The sequence below is a fragment of the Micromonospora xinjiangensis genome (assembly GCF_056150165.1).
This window is the reverse complement of the sequence record NZ_JAXCFO010000002.1, coordinates 832,505-846,646: the sequence shown is the minus strand read 5'-3', so window position 1 is coordinate 846,646 and position 14,142 is coordinate 832,505. Positions and strand designations below refer to the sequence as shown.

13 protein-coding genes and 1 pseudogene are annotated in these 14,142 nt (G+C 73.4%); 7 read left to right on the top strand and 7 right to left on the bottom strand.

What is annotated here, in order from left to right; genetic code table 11:
- Positions 1–138 precede the first annotated feature (138 nt).
- Together SM573_RS10805 and SM573_RS10800 are read left to right on the top strand one after the other, a co-directional pair.
- Entirely contained in the window at positions 139–714 is a 576-nt protein-coding gene (locus SM573_RS10805; RefSeq protein WP_474613773.1) for a TetR/AcrR family transcriptional regulator, read from the top strand.
- The gene (locus tag SM573_RS10800; protein WP_474615987.1) at positions 714–2,933 is read left to right on the top strand and encodes an MMPL family transporter; all 2,220 of its coding nucleotides are present in this window, start codon (positions 714–716) and stop codon (positions 2,931–2,933) included. Before SM573_RS10805 ends, SM573_RS10800 begins: the two co-directional genes overlap by 1 nt.
- A 96-nt stretch (positions 2,934–3,029) precedes the next feature.
- Here SM573_RS10800 and SM573_RS10795 read toward each other — a convergent pair whose 3' ends face one another.
- Entirely contained in the window at positions 3,030–4,286 is a 1,257-nt protein-coding gene (locus SM573_RS10795; RefSeq protein WP_474613771.1) for an erythromycin esterase family protein, read from the bottom strand.
- Positions 4,287–4,401: 115 nt separating this feature from the next.
- Here SM573_RS10795 and SM573_RS10790 point away from each other — a divergent pair, with 115 nt between their 5' ends.
- Positions 4,402–4,593, top strand: coding sequence for a DUF2795 domain-containing protein (locus SM573_RS10790; protein WP_474613770.1), 192 nt, complete (start codon positions 4,402–4,404; stop codon positions 4,591–4,593).
- A 148-nt stretch (positions 4,594–4,741) separates the two neighbouring features.
- Here SM573_RS10790 and erm read toward each other — a convergent pair whose 3' ends face one another.
- Together erm and SM573_RS10780 are read right to left on the bottom strand one after the other, a co-directional pair.
- Complete coding sequence (gene erm, locus SM573_RS10785) at positions 4,742–5,539, bottom strand: ErmE/ErmH/ErmO/ErmR family 23S rRNA (adenine(2058)-N(6))-methyltransferase (protein WP_474613769.1); 798 nt, start codon at positions 5,537–5,539, stop codon at positions 4,742–4,744.
- Positions 5,540–5,876: 337 nt separating this feature from the next.
- Complete coding sequence (locus SM573_RS10780) at positions 5,877–6,779, bottom strand: Gfo/Idh/MocA family protein (RefSeq protein WP_474615986.1); 903 nt, start codon at positions 6,777–6,779, stop codon at positions 5,877–5,879.
- A 171-nt stretch (positions 6,780–6,950) separates the two neighbouring features.
- Here SM573_RS10780 and SM573_RS10775 point away from each other — a divergent pair, with 171 nt between their 5' ends.
- On the top strand, positions 6,951–7,346 hold the full coding sequence (locus tag SM573_RS10775) for a hypothetical protein (RefSeq protein ID WP_474613767.1): 396 nt from the start codon (positions 6,951–6,953) through the stop codon (positions 7,344–7,346).
- Positions 7,339–7,846: pseudogene (locus tag SM573_RS10770) on the top strand (hypothetical protein). The gene SM573_RS10775 and the pseudogene SM573_RS10770 overlap by 8 nt, the downstream one beginning before the upstream one ends.
- Here the strand turns inward: SM573_RS10770 and fabG are convergent.
- A complete protein-coding gene (fabG, locus tag SM573_RS10765; protein ID WP_474613766.1) occupies positions 7,819–8,577 on the bottom strand; it encodes a 3-oxoacyl-ACP reductase FabG in 759 nt (252 codons plus the stop codon). The pseudogene SM573_RS10770 and the gene fabG sit on opposite strands and share 28 nt — an antisense overlap.
- A gap of 103 nt (positions 8,578–8,680) precedes the next feature.
- Positions 8,681–10,327 (bottom strand): alpha-amylase family protein, encoded by a 1,647-nt coding sequence (locus tag SM573_RS10760; RefSeq protein WP_474615985.1) that lies wholly within the window; start codon positions 10,325–10,327, stop codon positions 8,681–8,683.
- Between the two features lie 103 nt (positions 10,328–10,430).
- Here SM573_RS10760 and SM573_RS10755 point away from each other — a divergent pair, with 103 nt between their 5' ends.
- Both SM573_RS10755 and SM573_RS10750 read left to right on the top strand, forming a co-directional pair.
- On the top strand, positions 10,431–11,039 hold the full coding sequence (locus SM573_RS10755) for a DUF1349 domain-containing protein (RefSeq protein WP_474613764.1): 609 nt from the start codon (positions 10,431–10,433) through the stop codon (positions 11,037–11,039).
- A 163-nt stretch (positions 11,040–11,202) separates the two neighbouring features.
- Positions 11,203–11,877: a DedA family protein gene (locus SM573_RS10750; RefSeq protein ID WP_474615984.1), complete on the top strand. Its 675-nt coding sequence runs from the start codon at positions 11,203–11,205 to the stop codon at positions 11,875–11,877.
- A gap of 54 nt (positions 11,878–11,931) precedes the next feature.
- Here SM573_RS10750 and SM573_RS10745 read toward each other — a convergent pair whose 3' ends face one another.
- Positions 11,932–13,347, bottom strand: a complete 1,416-nt coding sequence (locus SM573_RS10745) for a carbohydrate-binding protein (RefSeq protein WP_474613762.1) — start codon at positions 13,345–13,347, stop codon at positions 11,932–11,934.
- A gap of 72 nt (positions 13,348–13,419) precedes the next feature.
- The gene (locus SM573_RS10740) at positions 13,420–14,136 is read right to left on the bottom strand and encodes a YidC/Oxa1 family membrane protein insertase (protein WP_474615983.1); all 717 of its coding nucleotides are present in this window, start codon (positions 14,134–14,136) and stop codon (positions 13,420–13,422) included.
- Between the last annotated feature and the right edge of the window lie 6 nt (positions 14,137–14,142).

The following is a 14,142-nucleotide window of genomic DNA, read 5'->3' as shown; positions in this document are numbered from 1 at the left end:
GACGCGCCGACGCGGACGTCCCCCGGGTACGAATGCCAAACCCGCGGGACCCTGTGGCGAACGCCACCGTTTTCTTCTGACCGATCGGTCAGGGTCTGACCGATCGGTCAGGCATGCTGGTTCGTGGAGGTGAGCGGCATGCGACGGGCGGAGCCGGAGACCCGCGGCGAGATCCTCGCGGCGGCGGCACGGAGGTTCTCGGTGACCGGCTACCGGGGCACGTCGTTGCAGGACATCGCCACCGAGGTGGGCTGTTCGAAGGCCACCGTGCTCTACCACTTCGCCAACAAGGAGGCCCTGCTCACCGAGCTGATGGCCCCGGCGATCGCCGTCCTCCGGGCGCTCGACGAGCGGCTCGCCGGTCTGACCGGCGCCACGGCGCAGCAGGTCGCGGCCGAGGGCTTCGTCGACCTCGCGGTCCGGTTCCGGCGGGAGATCGCCCTGCTCCGCGGTGAGTTCCCCGAGCTGTTGCAGCAGCCCGCGTTCGCCCACGTCCAGCAGATCTCCGAGCGGCTGTTGGACGCCCTGGCCGGGCACAGCGACCGGCCCGCCGCCCGGATCGCGGCGCTGGTGCTGCTCGCCGGCATCTCCGAGGGGTGCGCCGAGTTCGTCGACGTGCCCGACGACGAACTGCGCCCCGCACTGCTCGCCCTCGTCCGGCGGGCCCTCGAACCCGTACCCGACCCAACCACGACTGAGGACAAGGAAACCTGATGGCGACCCTGCTCTACCGGCTCGGCCGGGGCTCGTTGCGCCGACGAGGACTCGTCGTCGCGATCTGGCTCGTCGTACTCGTCGCTCTCGGACTGGGCGCCGCGTTCCTGCGCGGCCCGACGGCGAGCAACTTCACGATGCCCGGCACCGAATCGCAGCGTGCGCTCGACCTGCTCGCCGAGCAGTTCCCGGCGGCGAGCGGCGCGACCGGGACGATCGCCGTGAAGGCGCCGGCGGACGGCCAGTTGGCCACACCGGAGGGCCAGACCGTGGTGAAGGAGCTCATCCAGGAGGCCGCCACCGTCCCCGGGGTGGTCGGCGCGGTCGACCCGCTCAGCGTGGGCGCGGTCTCCCCGGACGGCCGGTACGCGCTGATCCAGGTGCAGTTCGCCACCGGCGCCGACGAGGTGGACCACGCGGAGCGCGAGGCGTACCAGCGGGTCGGCGCGGCGGCCGAGGCGCAGGGCTGGCAGGTGGCGCCCGGCGGCGAGGTGCTCAACGCCGAGCCGGAGGTCGGCTCGACGGAGGCGATCGGCGTGGTGGTGGCGGCGGTCGTCCTCGTCATCACGTTCGGCTCGCTGGTGGCGGCCGGCATGACCATGCTCAACGCCCTGATCGGTGTGGCCGTCGGCATGGCCGGCCTGTTCGCGCTCAGCAGCACCGTGGAGCTGACCAGCACCGCGCCGATCCTCGCGCTGATGCTCGGCCTCGCGGTCGGCATCGACTACTCGCTGTTCATCACCTCCCGGCACCGGCAGAACCTGCTCGAAGGGTTGCCGCCGGACGAGGCGGTCGGCCGCGCCGTGGGCACGGCGGGCTCCGCCGTCGTCTTCGCCGGGGCGACCGTGGTCATCGCGCTCGCCGGGCTGGCCGTGGTCGACATCCCGTTCCTGACCGTCATGGGTCTGGCCGCGGCGGGCACCGTCACCGTCGCGGTGCTGGTCGCCATCACCCTGCAACCCGCGCTGCTCGGCTTCGCCGGCCGCAAGGTGCTCCCCCGCCGCCTGCGCTCGGCGGCCCCCGCTCCCGCCGGGGGCGACGACGCGGTCCACCGCGGGGACGCGGCGCACCCCGCCCCGGCCGAGGACCGGTCCGGGTTCGGCTTCCGCTGGGCGCGGCTGGTCACCCGGCTCCGCGTACCGGTCATCCTGGTCGGGTTGATCGGCCTGGGGCTGCTCGCGCTCCCGACGCCGGACATGCGCCTCGCGCTGCCCGACGCCGCCACCGCACCCGTCGGCTCCCCCGCCCGGGAGTCGAACGACCTGATCACCGAGGGTTTCGGGCCGGGCTTCACGGGGCGGCTCGCGGTGGTGGTGGCCGGCGACACGCCGCAGGCCACCGCCGCGGCCGTACCTCAGGTCACCGCCCTGGTCCAGCGCACCGACAACGTACTGGCCGTGGCGCCGCCGCAGCTCAGCCCGGACGGGCGGACCGCCCTGCTCGGCGTGGTGCCGAAGACCGGGCCGACCGACGAGGCCACCGAGACGCTGGTGCACGACATCCGTGACTCGGTCGGCGGCATCCAGGGCGCCGACGTGCTGCTGACGGGCGCCACCGCGATCGGCATCGACGTGTCGGAGAAGCTCGCCGACGCGCTCCCGATCTACCTGCTGCTCGTGGTCGGGCTGTCGGTGCTGCTGCTGATGCTGGTCTTCCGTTCGCTGCTGGTGCCGGTCAAGGCCGCGCTGGGCTTCCTGCTCACCGTGGCGGCGACGTTCGGCATCACGGTCGCCGTGTTCCAGCAGGGTCACCTCGCCGACCTGGTCGGCCTGGAGACGCCCGGTCCGCTGATCAGCTTCCTGCCGATCCTGCTGATCGGCATCCTGTTCGGCCTGGCCATGGACTACGAGGTCTTCCTGGTCTCCCGGATGCGGGAGGACTTCGTGCACGGCGACACCGCGCAGCAGGCGACCATCAACGGCATGGGCCACGGCGCCCGGGTGGTCACCGCCGCCGCGCTGATCATGATCTCGGTCTTCGGCGGCTTCGTCTTCTTCCTCGACGACCCGGTGATCAAGTCGATCGGCTTCGCGCTCGCCGTCGGCGTGGCCATCGACGCCTTCGTGGTCCGGATGACCATCGTGCCGGCCGTGATGTCCCTGCTCGGCCACCGAGCCTGGTGGCTGCCGAAGTGGCTCGCGAAGGCCCTGCCGAACGTCGACATCGAGGGCGAGGGCCTGCGCGCCCACCTCGCCGACCGGACCCCGACCCCGGTCTGACCGGGACGATCATGCGGTTGTGGTGTCCGACCAAACCGGCGAAGCCGGCAGATTTGGGCACCACAACTGCATGATCCACGAACGAGGCGCGGCGGCTCACACCCCCGCGGGGTAGGTCTCCATCTCGCCGGGGGTGCTGACCGCCGGCAGGGGGTGCAGGGCCGTCGTGTCGTCGCACCAGATGAACGCGTCGTAGCGCTCCGCCAGCCGCGTCGGCACGTAGTTGCCCCAGGACTCGAAGGTCGGGTCGTACACCACTCCGATGGCGCGGTGGTCGATCGTGTCGGTGGCCCACCCCGGCTGGTCGTCCCCGCCGAAGACGAGCACCGCCCGCTCCGGCATCAGCTCGTGCAACCGGTGCTCGATCGAGCCGGACCGGGCCGGTGGCACAACCATCGCCTCGGACGGCGAGCCCCAGCGCGGCGCCGCGATCACGGTGCCCCGGTAGCAGCCGAAACCGACGAGCGCCACGCTGCCGGCGCCGTACCGCTCCCGGGCCAGCTGGCCGATGTTGACCATCCCGTCGGCGGTCATGTCGGTGGCCCGCGCGTCGCCCACGTGCGTGTTGTGCGCCCACACCACGCCCCGCGCCTTCGGGCCGTACCGGTCGAGCAGCCGGTCCAGCGTGTCCTGCATGTGGATGTCCCGGATGTTCCAGGACTCCGGACCCCCGCCGACCATCGCCCGGTAGTACCGCTCGGCGCCGGCCACCACCTCGGCGTTCTGCCAGGCCGAGAAGCGGTTCGCCCCGTCGCCGAGCGCCTGTTCCCGGGTACGGGCCAGGAGTCGGACGACCTCCTCCTCACACCGGGCGGAGACGAAGCGGCTCGCCACCGCGTACTCCTCGGGCCGCTTGCCGTACGGCTCGAAACACCGGTACGCGTCCTGCGCCGCCTCCAGCGACGCCGGGTCCTCCTCCCCGAGGTAGTCGAAGATGGCCTGCATCGACTCCCACAGGCTGTAGACGTCCAGGCCGTGGAACCCGGCCCGCTCCCCCTCCGGTCGGTCCGCGTTCCAGGCCCGCAGCCAGCGGGAGAAGCGCGCCACCTCGGCGTTGGCCCACATCCACGTCGGCCAGCGCTCGAACCGTTCCAGCGCGGCGAGCGGCTCCACCGCGCCACCCGGGGCGGCGGTGACCGAACGGTGCACCCGGTCGCAGTCCGGCCAGTCGCCCTCCACCGCCACGAACGAGAACCCGCACTCGGCGATGAGCCGCCGCGTCAGCTGCTCGCGTAGCCGGTAGAAGTCGTAGGTGCCGTGGGTCGCTTCGCCGATCATCACGACACGGGCGTCCCGGACGCGCTCCAGCAGGGGGTCGAAGTCGCTCGGCGCGCCGAGCCGCTGAACCAGCATGCCAGCGGCTACCCGGCGGTCCGGCGGGCAAACCGTCGGCGCGCCGGGCCCGACACGCCGCCCCGGCAGGTCGGCGCGGCCGGTGTGCGGGCCCGCGGAACGGGTAGCCGCCGGCATGACCGTCACCGGGGTGCAGTGGCAGGAGTTCCTGGCCGGGCTCGACTACCCGGTCTCCCGCGAGGACCTGGTCCGCTGGGGGCAGGAGAACGGGGCCAGCACGGAGATGTTGCAGATGTTGCACGCCCTGCCGGCCGAGCAGTTCGACTCGCCCGCCGAGCTGCACGAGGCCCTCGGCACGCTCGCCTGAGCGGGCACCGGGAGGGGTGGAGGGCGACCACCGCGCGGCCGGGACCGTGTGAGCCTGGACCGGAGCCGGCCGGGACCCCGCACGGCCCGGACCGCCGCGGGTGGCCGTCGCGGCCCCGGCGGACCGGGCCCCGCGACGCTACGGCCGGTCAGCGGGCGTATAACAGCCGGAACAGGACCAGCCACTGCTCGGGCCACACGTACCCGACCGGGGTGTCCGGGTCCAGCCGGGTCGCCCGCAGCGCCGCGGCCAGCCGCGCCGCCGGGTACCGCCGTCGCAGCGAGGCCGCGAGCGAGCCGCCGGCCCCACCGAAGCCCAGCTCCACCATCCGGTGGTACGCGGGCAGCGCGGCCGGGGACAGCAGCGGCTCGGGGCGCCGGTCGATCCGCAGGACGCCCGCGTCGACGCGGGGCACCGGGCGGAACGCCGTACGGGGCACCCGCCCGGCGAGCCGCCAGGAGAACTCGGGCCAGGTCAGCACCGTGAGCCGCGACCAGCGGCCGTAGTCGCCGCTGCGGCGGCGCGCGTACTCCAACTGGGTGAGCAGCGTCGCGGCGCGCAACCGCGGCGCGGCGAGGCACCACCGCACCACGGCCGACGTGAGTGACCAGGGGATGTTGCCGACCACCGCGAACGGTTCGCCCGGCGGTTCGGCGGTGAGGAAGTCGGCCTGGCGGTGCCGGACGTGCGGCAGCTCGGCGCAGACCGCGGCCAGCTCGGCGGCGGCCACGGGGTCGACCTCGTACGCCACCAGGCGGCCGCAGCGGGCGGCGAGCGGTCGGGTCAGCTGACCACGGCCGGCGCCGACCTCCAGCACGAGCCCACCCGGGTCAGGCTCGGCCGCCCGGACGACCCGGGCGATCGCGGCCGGGTCCGCGAGGAAGTTCTGGGAGAGTACGCGACGGGACCGGTCGCGTTCGGTTGGTCGGATACGGCGGGGCGCCACGTGTCGTCGTCCTGTCTGTCGCCTCGGCGGCGACGGCGGACAGGCAGCCCGGAGCGGGGCCTGTCCGAGTGGATGGGGACTCGGACGGCCCTGGGACGTGGCGCGGGAGTGCGCTCTGCGTGTCAGTCGCGGGTCGCGTCCCGGCCGACCAGGGCCGGACGCCGGACTCGCGGACGGGACGCCAGCAGTGGGCCCCGGGCGGCCGGCGTGCCGACCACCTGGATCAGGGCGTGCGTGAACATGCCGGCACGCTAACCCGCCCCCGGCGGGGCCCGCCACCGGTTTTCCACCCCCTCGACCAGGGGGTCGCCACCGCGACGACGGGCGCCGGGGCGGGTCAGGCGGGGACGGTCACGCTGCGGGACTCGGCGCGCGCGGTCTCGGCGGCGGCCAGCACGGCGACGACCTCGCGACCGAAGCGCACGTCGCAGCGGTGGTCCCGGGTGCCCGCGTCGATCTCCTCGAGCAGCTGGTCGATCGCCACGCCGAAGGCCACCTTCGGCTCGTACTCGCCGTTCGGCACGTCCTCGATGCCGTTCTCGCCGTAGAAGGCCAGCTCGCGGGTCATCGCCTCGGTGGGGGCGTCCAGCGTCAGCGAGATGCTGCTCGTGGCGCCACCCGCGTGGGTGAGCAGCAGGTGCACGAGGCCGCTCGGGCCGTCCACGGCGGTCACCTTCTCGACCCGACCCATCACGGGCAGGAGGATCGAGAGGGCGTGCGGGCCGACGTCCCACAGCGCGCCGTGGTCCCGCCGCCACTGGGACGAGGCGTACGGGCTGTCCGGCTGGTAAATCGAGGAGAAGAGCATGGCCTTGGCGTGCTGCCAGCCGCCGGCCGCCGCCGTGGCGGCGAGGAAGGCGGTCACGTTCGGCTGGAACCGCTGGGTGAAGAAGACCACCGAGGCGACCCCGGACGCCTGCGCGGCGTCGACCACCCGGTCGGCGTCGGCGAGGCTCAACGCCAGCGGCTTGTCCAGCAGCAGGTGCCGCCCGGCGGTGGCCGCCCGGGCCGCGATGTCCGCCTGGATGTCGGGCGGGAGGGCGACGGCCACCGCGTCGGACGCGTCGATCAGCGCGTCGACGTCGTCGAAGGCGGGCACGCCGTAGCGGTCGGCCAGGGCCGCGGCGCGCTCCGGGTTCCGCCCCCACACGCCGGCCAACTCGGCGCGCGGGTGCGCGTCGAGTGCCGCCCCGTGCGTCTCCATCGCCCAGTGACCGGTGCCGAACAAACCGAACCGCACGAGAACCCCCGCCTTCGTCGCTCCCCGCGACGACGCCGCGGTCGTGATCCACGCTAGTCGCCCGGGCCGGCCGGCGCGGGCGCGGGGGCAGGTCGGGGCGGGGCCGGACGGCGGTTACTACGACGGTTAGTAGGCTGTGCCGGTGACCGAGCCTAGGACCGGGTGGCCCCGATGACGGGCGCCGCCGCGGCGGGATCGCCGGTGGACGGCTTCCTCGCCACCGCGTCGATCGTGCTGTCGCTCGTACTCGCGCTGTGGAGCCTGGTGTCGGCGGCGCGCAACCGGCCGCCGGACCGGTGGCAGCTGATCGGGTTGGGTGTGCTGGAGCTGGCGTTGCTCGCGCTGGCGGTGCTGGCCGTGGTCGCCGTCGCGGGCGGCGACCGCCCCGGCGAGCCGGGCGCCTTCTTCGGCTACCTGGTGACGCTGGTCTGCCTGCCGCCGCTGGCCGCCGTGCTCGCCCGCATGGAGCCGACCCGCTGGGGCTCGGGCATCGTCTGCGCGGTCTGCCTCGTGACCCCGGTCGTCGTGGTCCGGCTCCAGCAGACCTGGGAGGTGCTCGGTGGTTGAGACGGCGACGCCGCGGCGCACCACCAACCGCGGTCCCGGACGGCTGCTGATCGCGGTCTACATCCTCTTCGCGATCGCGGCGAGTTCCCGGGCCGCGCTCCAGATCGCCACGAAGTTCGACGAGGCCCCGGTGGCGTACGCGCTCTCCGCGGTGGCCGCGCTGATCTACATCGTGGCCGCGGTCGGGCTGGCCCGGGCCGGTCACGCCGGGCGACGGCTCGCGCTGCTCTGCTGCTCGGTGGAGCTGGTCGGGGTGGTCGTGGTCGGCGTCCTCAGCGTGGTCGACAGGGCGCTCTTCCCCGACGAGACGGTCTGGTCGCAGTTCGGCAGCGGCTACGGGTACATCCCGCTGGTCCTCCCCCTGCTCGGCCTCCTCTGGCTCTGGCGCACCCGCGACGCGTCGCACTGATCGCGTCGTGGCCCCGCCGCGTGCGGGACGGCCGCCCGGCGGCCGTCCCGCACGACCCAGCGGTCAGGCCTTCGGCCCGCCGGCCACGTAGACCACCTGGCCGGAGACGAAGGACGCGCCGTCGCTGACCAGGAACGAGATGGTGTGGGCGACGTCCTCCGGGCGGCCCACCCGGCGCACCGGGATCTCGGCGACGGCGTGCTTCTGCAGCTCCGCGAAGTCCACCTTCATCCGCGCCGCGGTCGCCGCGGTCATGTCGGTGACGATGAACCCCGGCGCGACCGCGTTCACGGTGACGCCGAACGGGCCCAGCTCGATCGCGAGGGTCTTGGTGAAGCCCTGCAGCCCCGCCTTCGCCGCCGCGTAGTTGGCCTGGCCGCGGTTGCCCAGCGCGGAGGTGCTGGAGAGGTTGACGATCCGGCCCCACTTCCGCTCGACCATGTGCCTCTGCGCGGCCTGGCTGAACAGGAAGGCGCCGCGCAGGTGCACACCCATCACGGTGTCCCAGTCGGCGTCGGTCATCTTGAACAGCAGGTTGTCCCGGAGCACGCCCGCGTTGTTGACCAGCACGGTCGGCGCGCCCAGTTCCGCGGCGACCCGCTCCACGGCCGCCTCCACCTGGCCCCGCTCCGCCACGTCGGCGCCGACGCCGATCGCACGACCACCGGCGGCCGCGATGGCGTCGACGGTCTCCTTCGTCGCCGACTCCTCGATGTCGACCACCCCGACGGCCATGCCGTCGGCGGCGAGGCGGCGCGCGGTGGCCGCGCCGATGCCGCGCGCGGCTCCGGTGACGATGGCGACGCGGGGCTCCTCCGACATGATTACCTCCCGGTAACTTGGGCTCGATCGAAGGAGCTTAACCCCGGCTCGGCCGGAAGCGTCAGCCCGAGGTATCGCCGCGGTGGCCCGGCGTCCGACCGGCTCAGTGGCCGCGACGCAGCCGGATCCACCGGTAGCCGTGGCCGGCGAGCTGGAGCCGCTCCAGCTTTCCCACCTCGCCGTAGCCACGGTCGGCGAGCACGTCGATCGGCAGGTCCGCCTCGGGTTGGAGCAGGCTGAGGTCCACCTCGACGTCCTCGGTGCCGAGGTTGTGCAGGAAGACCATCGTGCCCGTCGACCCGTCGGCGCGATGCGCGAGCACACCGGGCGGCATGGGCACGTCGATGTGGGTGGTCGAGCCGGAGCCGATCTCGGGCGCCTCCCGGAGCGTACGGATCATCCGCTCGAACCACGCGAGCAGCGACCTCGGGTCCCGGCGTTGCGCGGTGACGTTGACGTTCTGGTAGCCGTACTCGCCCTTGTCGATCACCGGCCGGACCAGCTTGTCGGGCTCCGCCGTGGAGAAGCCGGCGTTCTCCTTGTACGACCACTGCATCGGCGTACGGATCGACTGACGGCCGGGGAGCGAGAGGTCCTCCCCCATCCCGATCTCCTCGCCGTAGCGCAGCACCGGCGTGCCGCGCAGCGAGAACTGCAACGCGTACGCCAGCTCGATCCACCGGCGGTCGTTGTCGAGCATGGGCGCGAGGCGGCGGCGGATGCCCCGGCCGTAGAGGCGCATGTCCTCGTCCGGGCCGAACTGCGCGAACACCTGGTTGCGCTGCTCGGCGGTGAGCCGGGACAGGTCGATCTCGTCGTGGTTGCGCAGGAACGTGGCCCACTGCCCACCCGCCGGCAAGGCGGGCGTGTCCCGCAGCGCCTCGATCACCGGCTCCGGGTCTCGCCGCGCCAGGGCGAGCATCAGGCGGCCGTTGAGCATGAAGTCGAAGAGCATGTGCAGCCGGTTCGCCGAGCCGCCGCCGTCGCCGAAGTAGACCGGCAGCTGGTCGGGCTCGACGTTGGCCTCCGCGAGCAGGATCGCGTCACCCCGGCGCCACTGGACGTGCTGCCGCAGCTCGGTGAGGAAGTCCAGGTCCTTCGGCGAGTTCGCGTTGCCCGGCTCGGTCAGCTCGATGATGAAGGGCACGGCGTCCATCCGGAACCCGGAGACGCCGAGCTGGAGCCAGAACGACATGATCTTCTTGACCTCGGCGCGGACCGCCGGGTTGGCCATGTTGAGGTCGGGCTGGAACCGGTAGAAGCGGTGGTAGTACCAGGCCTTCGCGGTCCGGTCGTAGCTCCAGGTCTCCCTCTGCTCACCGGGGAAGACCATGCCCTGCCGGCGGTCCGGGGGCTCCTCGGTCGACCAGACGTACCAGTCGCGGTACGGGGAGTCCGGCGAGGAGCGGGCGGACTGGAACCACGGGTGTTCGTCGGAGGTGTGGTTGACGACCAGGTCGATGATCACCCGGATGCCCCTGTTGCGGGCCGCGTGCAGCAGCTCGGCGAAGTCGCCGAGGGTGCCGAAACGCGGGTCCACGTTGTAGAAGTCCGTGACGTCGTAGCCGTCGTCGCGGTTCGGTGACGGGTGGATCGGGTGCAGCCAGAGGCAGGTCACCCCGAGCCGGGCGAGGTAGTCCAGCCGGCCGATCAGGCCGGGGATGTCGCCCACGCCGTCGCCGTTCGAGTCCGCGAACGTGTCGATGTCGAGGCAGTAGACGACCGCCTCCGAGTACCACCTGTCGCCCATGCCCGTTCCTCTTCTCCGATTCGCCGCCCGGGCAAACAGGGGTTGTCCCCCGAGCGCGGCCCGGGCGTACGGGATCGGCGACCGCGCCGGTAGCGTCCCGGTCATGCACGAGACACCCCCCACCGAGCCGGTCGACTGGTCCGCCGGGCACTGGCTGCGCCCGCCGCTCCGGGCCGACCGCACCGCCCACGGCGAGCTGATGGTGGAGCCCGCCGCCGAGAGCGACCTCTGGCGACACACCAGTTACGGATTCGTCCACGACGACGCTCCGGCGCTGCTCGCCCCGCTGCCCGCCGGCACCGCGATGGAGGTGAGCTTCCGGCTGGAGTGGACCGGGCAGTTCGACCAGGCCGGCGTGCTGGTCCGGGTGGACGAGCGGCAGTGGGTCAAGGCCGGGGTGGAGTTCAGCGACGGCCAGCCGCAGCTCGGCGCGGTGGTGACCCGGGAGTTCTCGGACTGGTCGGTCGCCCCGGTGCCGGACTGGACCGGGCGGGAGGTCACCGTACGGGCCAGCCGCGCCGGTGACGCGCTCACCGTCCGCGCCCGGGTCGCCGGGGAGCCGTGGCGTCTGGTCCGGCTCGCCCCGCTCGCGCCGGACGCCGAGGCGAGCGCCGGGCCGTTCTGCTGCTCGCCGAGCCGCGGCGGTCTGGTGGTCCGGTTCACCGGCTGGCGTCGCGGGCCGGCGGACGAGTCGCTGCACCCGGCGGAGTAGAGCCGCGACGGCGACGACCGTGCCGTCACCGCGGCCGTGCTCGCTGCCGGCCCGCCGGGCCCGGAGGGCGGTTCCGACCGCACGGTGACGACCGGTACGCGAGGTGTGACGGGCCGGCCCCGGGGTACAGGAGTGCGATCCCCTCCGCGCGGAAAGGATCGCCATGGCACTCGCTCAGGACGTCGACCCGACCCAGCTCGGCGGGCTGACCGGCTGGGTGGCGGGGGTGATCGACGCGACCGGGATGGTCGGCGTCGCGCTGCTGGTCGCGCTGGAGAGCATCGTCCCGCCGATCCCCAGCGAGATCGTCCTGGCGATGGCCGGCTACCTGGCCGGTGAGGGCCGGTTCCACGTGGTCCTGGTGGCGGTCGCCGCCACCGTCGGGTCGCTGGCGGGGGCGCTGGTCCTCTACTGGGTGGGTGCCGTCCTCGGCGAGGACCGGCTCAAGCGGTGGCTCGACCGGCTCCCGCTGGTCGACCTGGACGACCTGGAACGCGCGGACCGCTGGTTCGAGCGGTACGGCCGGTGGGCGGTCTTCTTCGGGCGGATGATGCCGGTGGTCCGCAGCCTCGTCTCCGTGCCCGCCGGGGCCAACCGGATGCCGCTGGTGCAGTTCGTCGCGCTCACCACGCTCGGCAGTGCCCTCTGGAACACGATCTTCGTCGGCGGCGGCTACGCGCTCGGCTCCCGCTGGCAGCAGCTCGAGCGCTACAGCACCTGGTTCGACTACGGCATCCTGGCGTTCTTCGTCCTCATGGTCGCGCTCTGGGTGGTGAAGAAGGTGCGCCGCCGCCGAAGCCGCCACGGTGACCGGCCGAGGGTGCCCGCCGGCCGCTAGCCGCCTCGCCGTCGGGGAGGGACCCCCGGTTGCCCGGGGGTCCCTCCCCGCGCCTCAGCGACGGAAGGTGAACCAGTTGACGTTGACGAAGTCGTTCGGCTGGCCGCTGCTGAAGGTCAGGTAGACGGTGCGCCGGCCGGTGGCGGCGCCGACGTTGCCGGGCACCGACCGCCAGCTCTGCCACCCGCCGGTGTTGGCGATCGCGAAGCTGCCGATCGGAGGGCTCGTCGGGCTGTCCAACCGCACCTCGACCAGCCCGCTGACGCCGCCACCGGCGCCGGACGCGACGCGGGCCACGAAGTCCCGGGGCCCGCTGGCGCCGAACTCGACGTTGTCGAAGCGGACCCAGTCGCCGTTGCGCAGCGCGCCGATGTTCTGGCCGCCCTCGCTGCACGCCTCGACGATCACGCCGTTCTGCGCGTTGAAGGACTCGGCCTGGATCGTCGCGTACGCGTCCCGCACACCGCCCGGCGGCGGGTCGGTGGGCGGTGGGTCGGTCGGTGGGGTGCCGCCACGGGTGTAGACGGCGACGTAGTCGACCACCATGGGGTGGCCCGGGACGGTGGCGGCGGTCGGCGTGGTGAAGCCGGCGACCCCGTTCGGGAAGCCTCCGCCCATCGCCACGTTGAGCAGCAGGAAGTAGCCCGCGTGCCCGGTCATCTGGGTCCAGTACGGCTCGCCGACCTGGCTCTGCGTCACGGTGTGGTAGAGCTGCCCGTCGACGTACCAGCGCAGTTGCTGGGGGCTGACCGAGGCGTCCCACTCGAACCGGTAGGTGTGGAACGCCGACTGACAGGTGCTGCCCGGGCAGGCCCGGGACGCGCCGAGGCCGTTGAACTCGTTGCACGGCCCGCCGGGCGCGACGCCGCAGTGCAGCACTCCCCAGACCGAGTTGAGGCCGTTGACGTTCTCCATCACGTCGAACTCACCGATGCTCGGCCAGTTCTGGTAGTTGCCGCGGTAGGGCGAGCCGAGCGCCCAGAACGCCGGCCAGTAGCCGAGGGCCGCGTTGCCGGTCACGTTGGGCATCTGGACCCGGCCCTCGATGCGGAGCACCCCGCCCGAGGGCGCCTTGAAGTTGCTCCGGACGGTCTCGATCCGGGCGGAGGTCCAGCCGCCCGAGGCGTCCCGCAGCGGCGTGATGCGCAGGTTGCCCGCGCCGTCGTGGCTGACGTTGGCGGTGCTGTTCGTGTATCGCTGGATCTCGCCGGTGCCCCAGTTGGGCGGGCCGCCGGGGTAGCTGGTGCCGGTGTCGATGATCCAGTTCGCCGAGGACGGCAGGGTGCCGGCGGCGCCGGTGAAGTCGTCGCTCCACACCAGGCTCCAGCCGGACGGCGGTGGGGGCACGGCGGCGTGCGCGGTGACGGTGACGCCGGCCAGTGCGGTGGTGGCGGCGGCGACCAGGGCTGTCGCCAGGCGTCGCCGGCGTCGTGGGGGCAGGGCGGCAGGCGCCGCCGGGGCAGCTTTCATGGACGTGCCTCTCTGCGGGGACGGGGTCGAGAGAGCGCTCTCTCACGGTTGTACGGGCTCCCCGGACAGTTGTCAACGTCGATCAATCTCGGCCGGTACGGGATGCTCCCGGTGCCGGCGCAGCACGGCCTGTTCCAGCGCCGACCAGGCCGTCGTGGTGACCAGGTAGAGCACCGCCGCCAGTGGCAGGACGAGCGCCACCAGCACGGTCGTGTACGGCAACAGCGGCAGCAGCCGGCCGGCCGAGCCGCCGATCGCCGCCGCGCGGCGCATCCGGCGCGACGACCACCAGGCCAGCGCGGCCAGGGCGGTCAGCAGCACGGCGAAGAGCGGCACCGCCGCGCCGGCCGACCCGTCGCCCAGGTGGTGGCCCAGCGGCACCCCGGCCAGCCGCTCGTCGAGCAGCCCGGTGCCGCCCTCGCCGGTGCTGAAGAGCCGGTACATCACCAGCAGGAACGGGGCCTGGAGCAGCATCGGCAGGCAGCCGGCGACCGGGTTGGCGCCGGCCGAGCGGTAGAGGGCGAGGAGCTCGCGCTGCAACCGGGCCGGGTCGTCCGCGTGGCGTCGCTGGAGGTCGCGGACCCGGGGGGCGAGCGCCGCGCGACGCCGCTCGCCGCGCGCCTGTGCGACGGTGAGCGGCGAGATGAGCAGGCGGACGGCGACGGTGAAGAGGACGATCGCGGCGGCCGTGGCCGCGCCACCGGCGACCGGTTCGAGCAGGGTCGTGAGCTGGGCGAGCAGATTCGCGGCGGCGCCGACCGCGCCGTGCAGTGGTGCGAAGGCGTACATGGTGGG

What these genes read in the sequence shown, in the direction of transcription:
- SM573_RS10775 (WP_474613767.1), top strand. Translation starts at nt 6,951, where the DNA reads ATGACGGGCGCCGCCGCGGCGGGATCGCCGGTGGACGGCTTCCTCGCC.
- SM573_RS10760 (WP_474615985.1), bottom strand. Translation starts at nt 10,327, where the DNA reads ATGGGCGACAGGTGGTACTCGGAGGCGGTCGTCTACTGCCTCGACATC.
- SM573_RS10805 (WP_474613773.1), top strand. Translation starts at nt 139, where the DNA reads ATGCGACGGGCGGAGCCGGAGACCCGCGGCGAGATCCTCGCGGCGGCG.
- SM573_RS10750 (WP_474615984.1), top strand. Translation starts at nt 11,203, where the DNA reads ATGGCACTCGCTCAGGACGTCGACCCGACCCAGCTCGGCGGGCTGACC.
- SM573_RS10800 (WP_474615987.1), top strand. Translation starts at nt 714, where the DNA reads ATGGCGACCCTGCTCTACCGGCTCGGCCGGGGCTCGTTGCGCCGACGA.
- SM573_RS10755 (WP_474613764.1), top strand. Translation starts at nt 10,431, where the DNA reads ATGCACGAGACACCCCCCACCGAGCCGGTCGACTGGTCCGCCGGGCAC.
- SM573_RS10790 (WP_474613770.1), top strand. Translation starts at nt 4,402, where the DNA reads ATGACCGTCACCGGGGTGCAGTGGCAGGAGTTCCTGGCCGGGCTCGAC.
- SM573_RS10745 (WP_474613762.1), bottom strand. Translation starts at nt 13,347, where the DNA reads ATGAAAGCTGCCCCGGCGGCGCCTGCCGCCCTGCCCCCACGACGCCGG.
- SM573_RS10740 (WP_474615983.1), bottom strand. Translation starts at nt 14,136, where the DNA reads ATGTACGCCTTCGCACCACTGCACGGCGCGGTCGGCGCCGCCGCGAAT.
- fabG (WP_474613766.1), bottom strand. Translation starts at nt 8,577, where the DNA reads ATGTCGGAGGAGCCCCGCGTCGCCATCGTCACCGGAGCCGCGCGCGGC.
- SM573_RS10795 (WP_474613771.1), bottom strand. Translation starts at nt 4,286, where the DNA reads ATGCTGGTTCAGCGGCTCGGCGCGCCGAGCGACTTCGACCCCCTGCTG.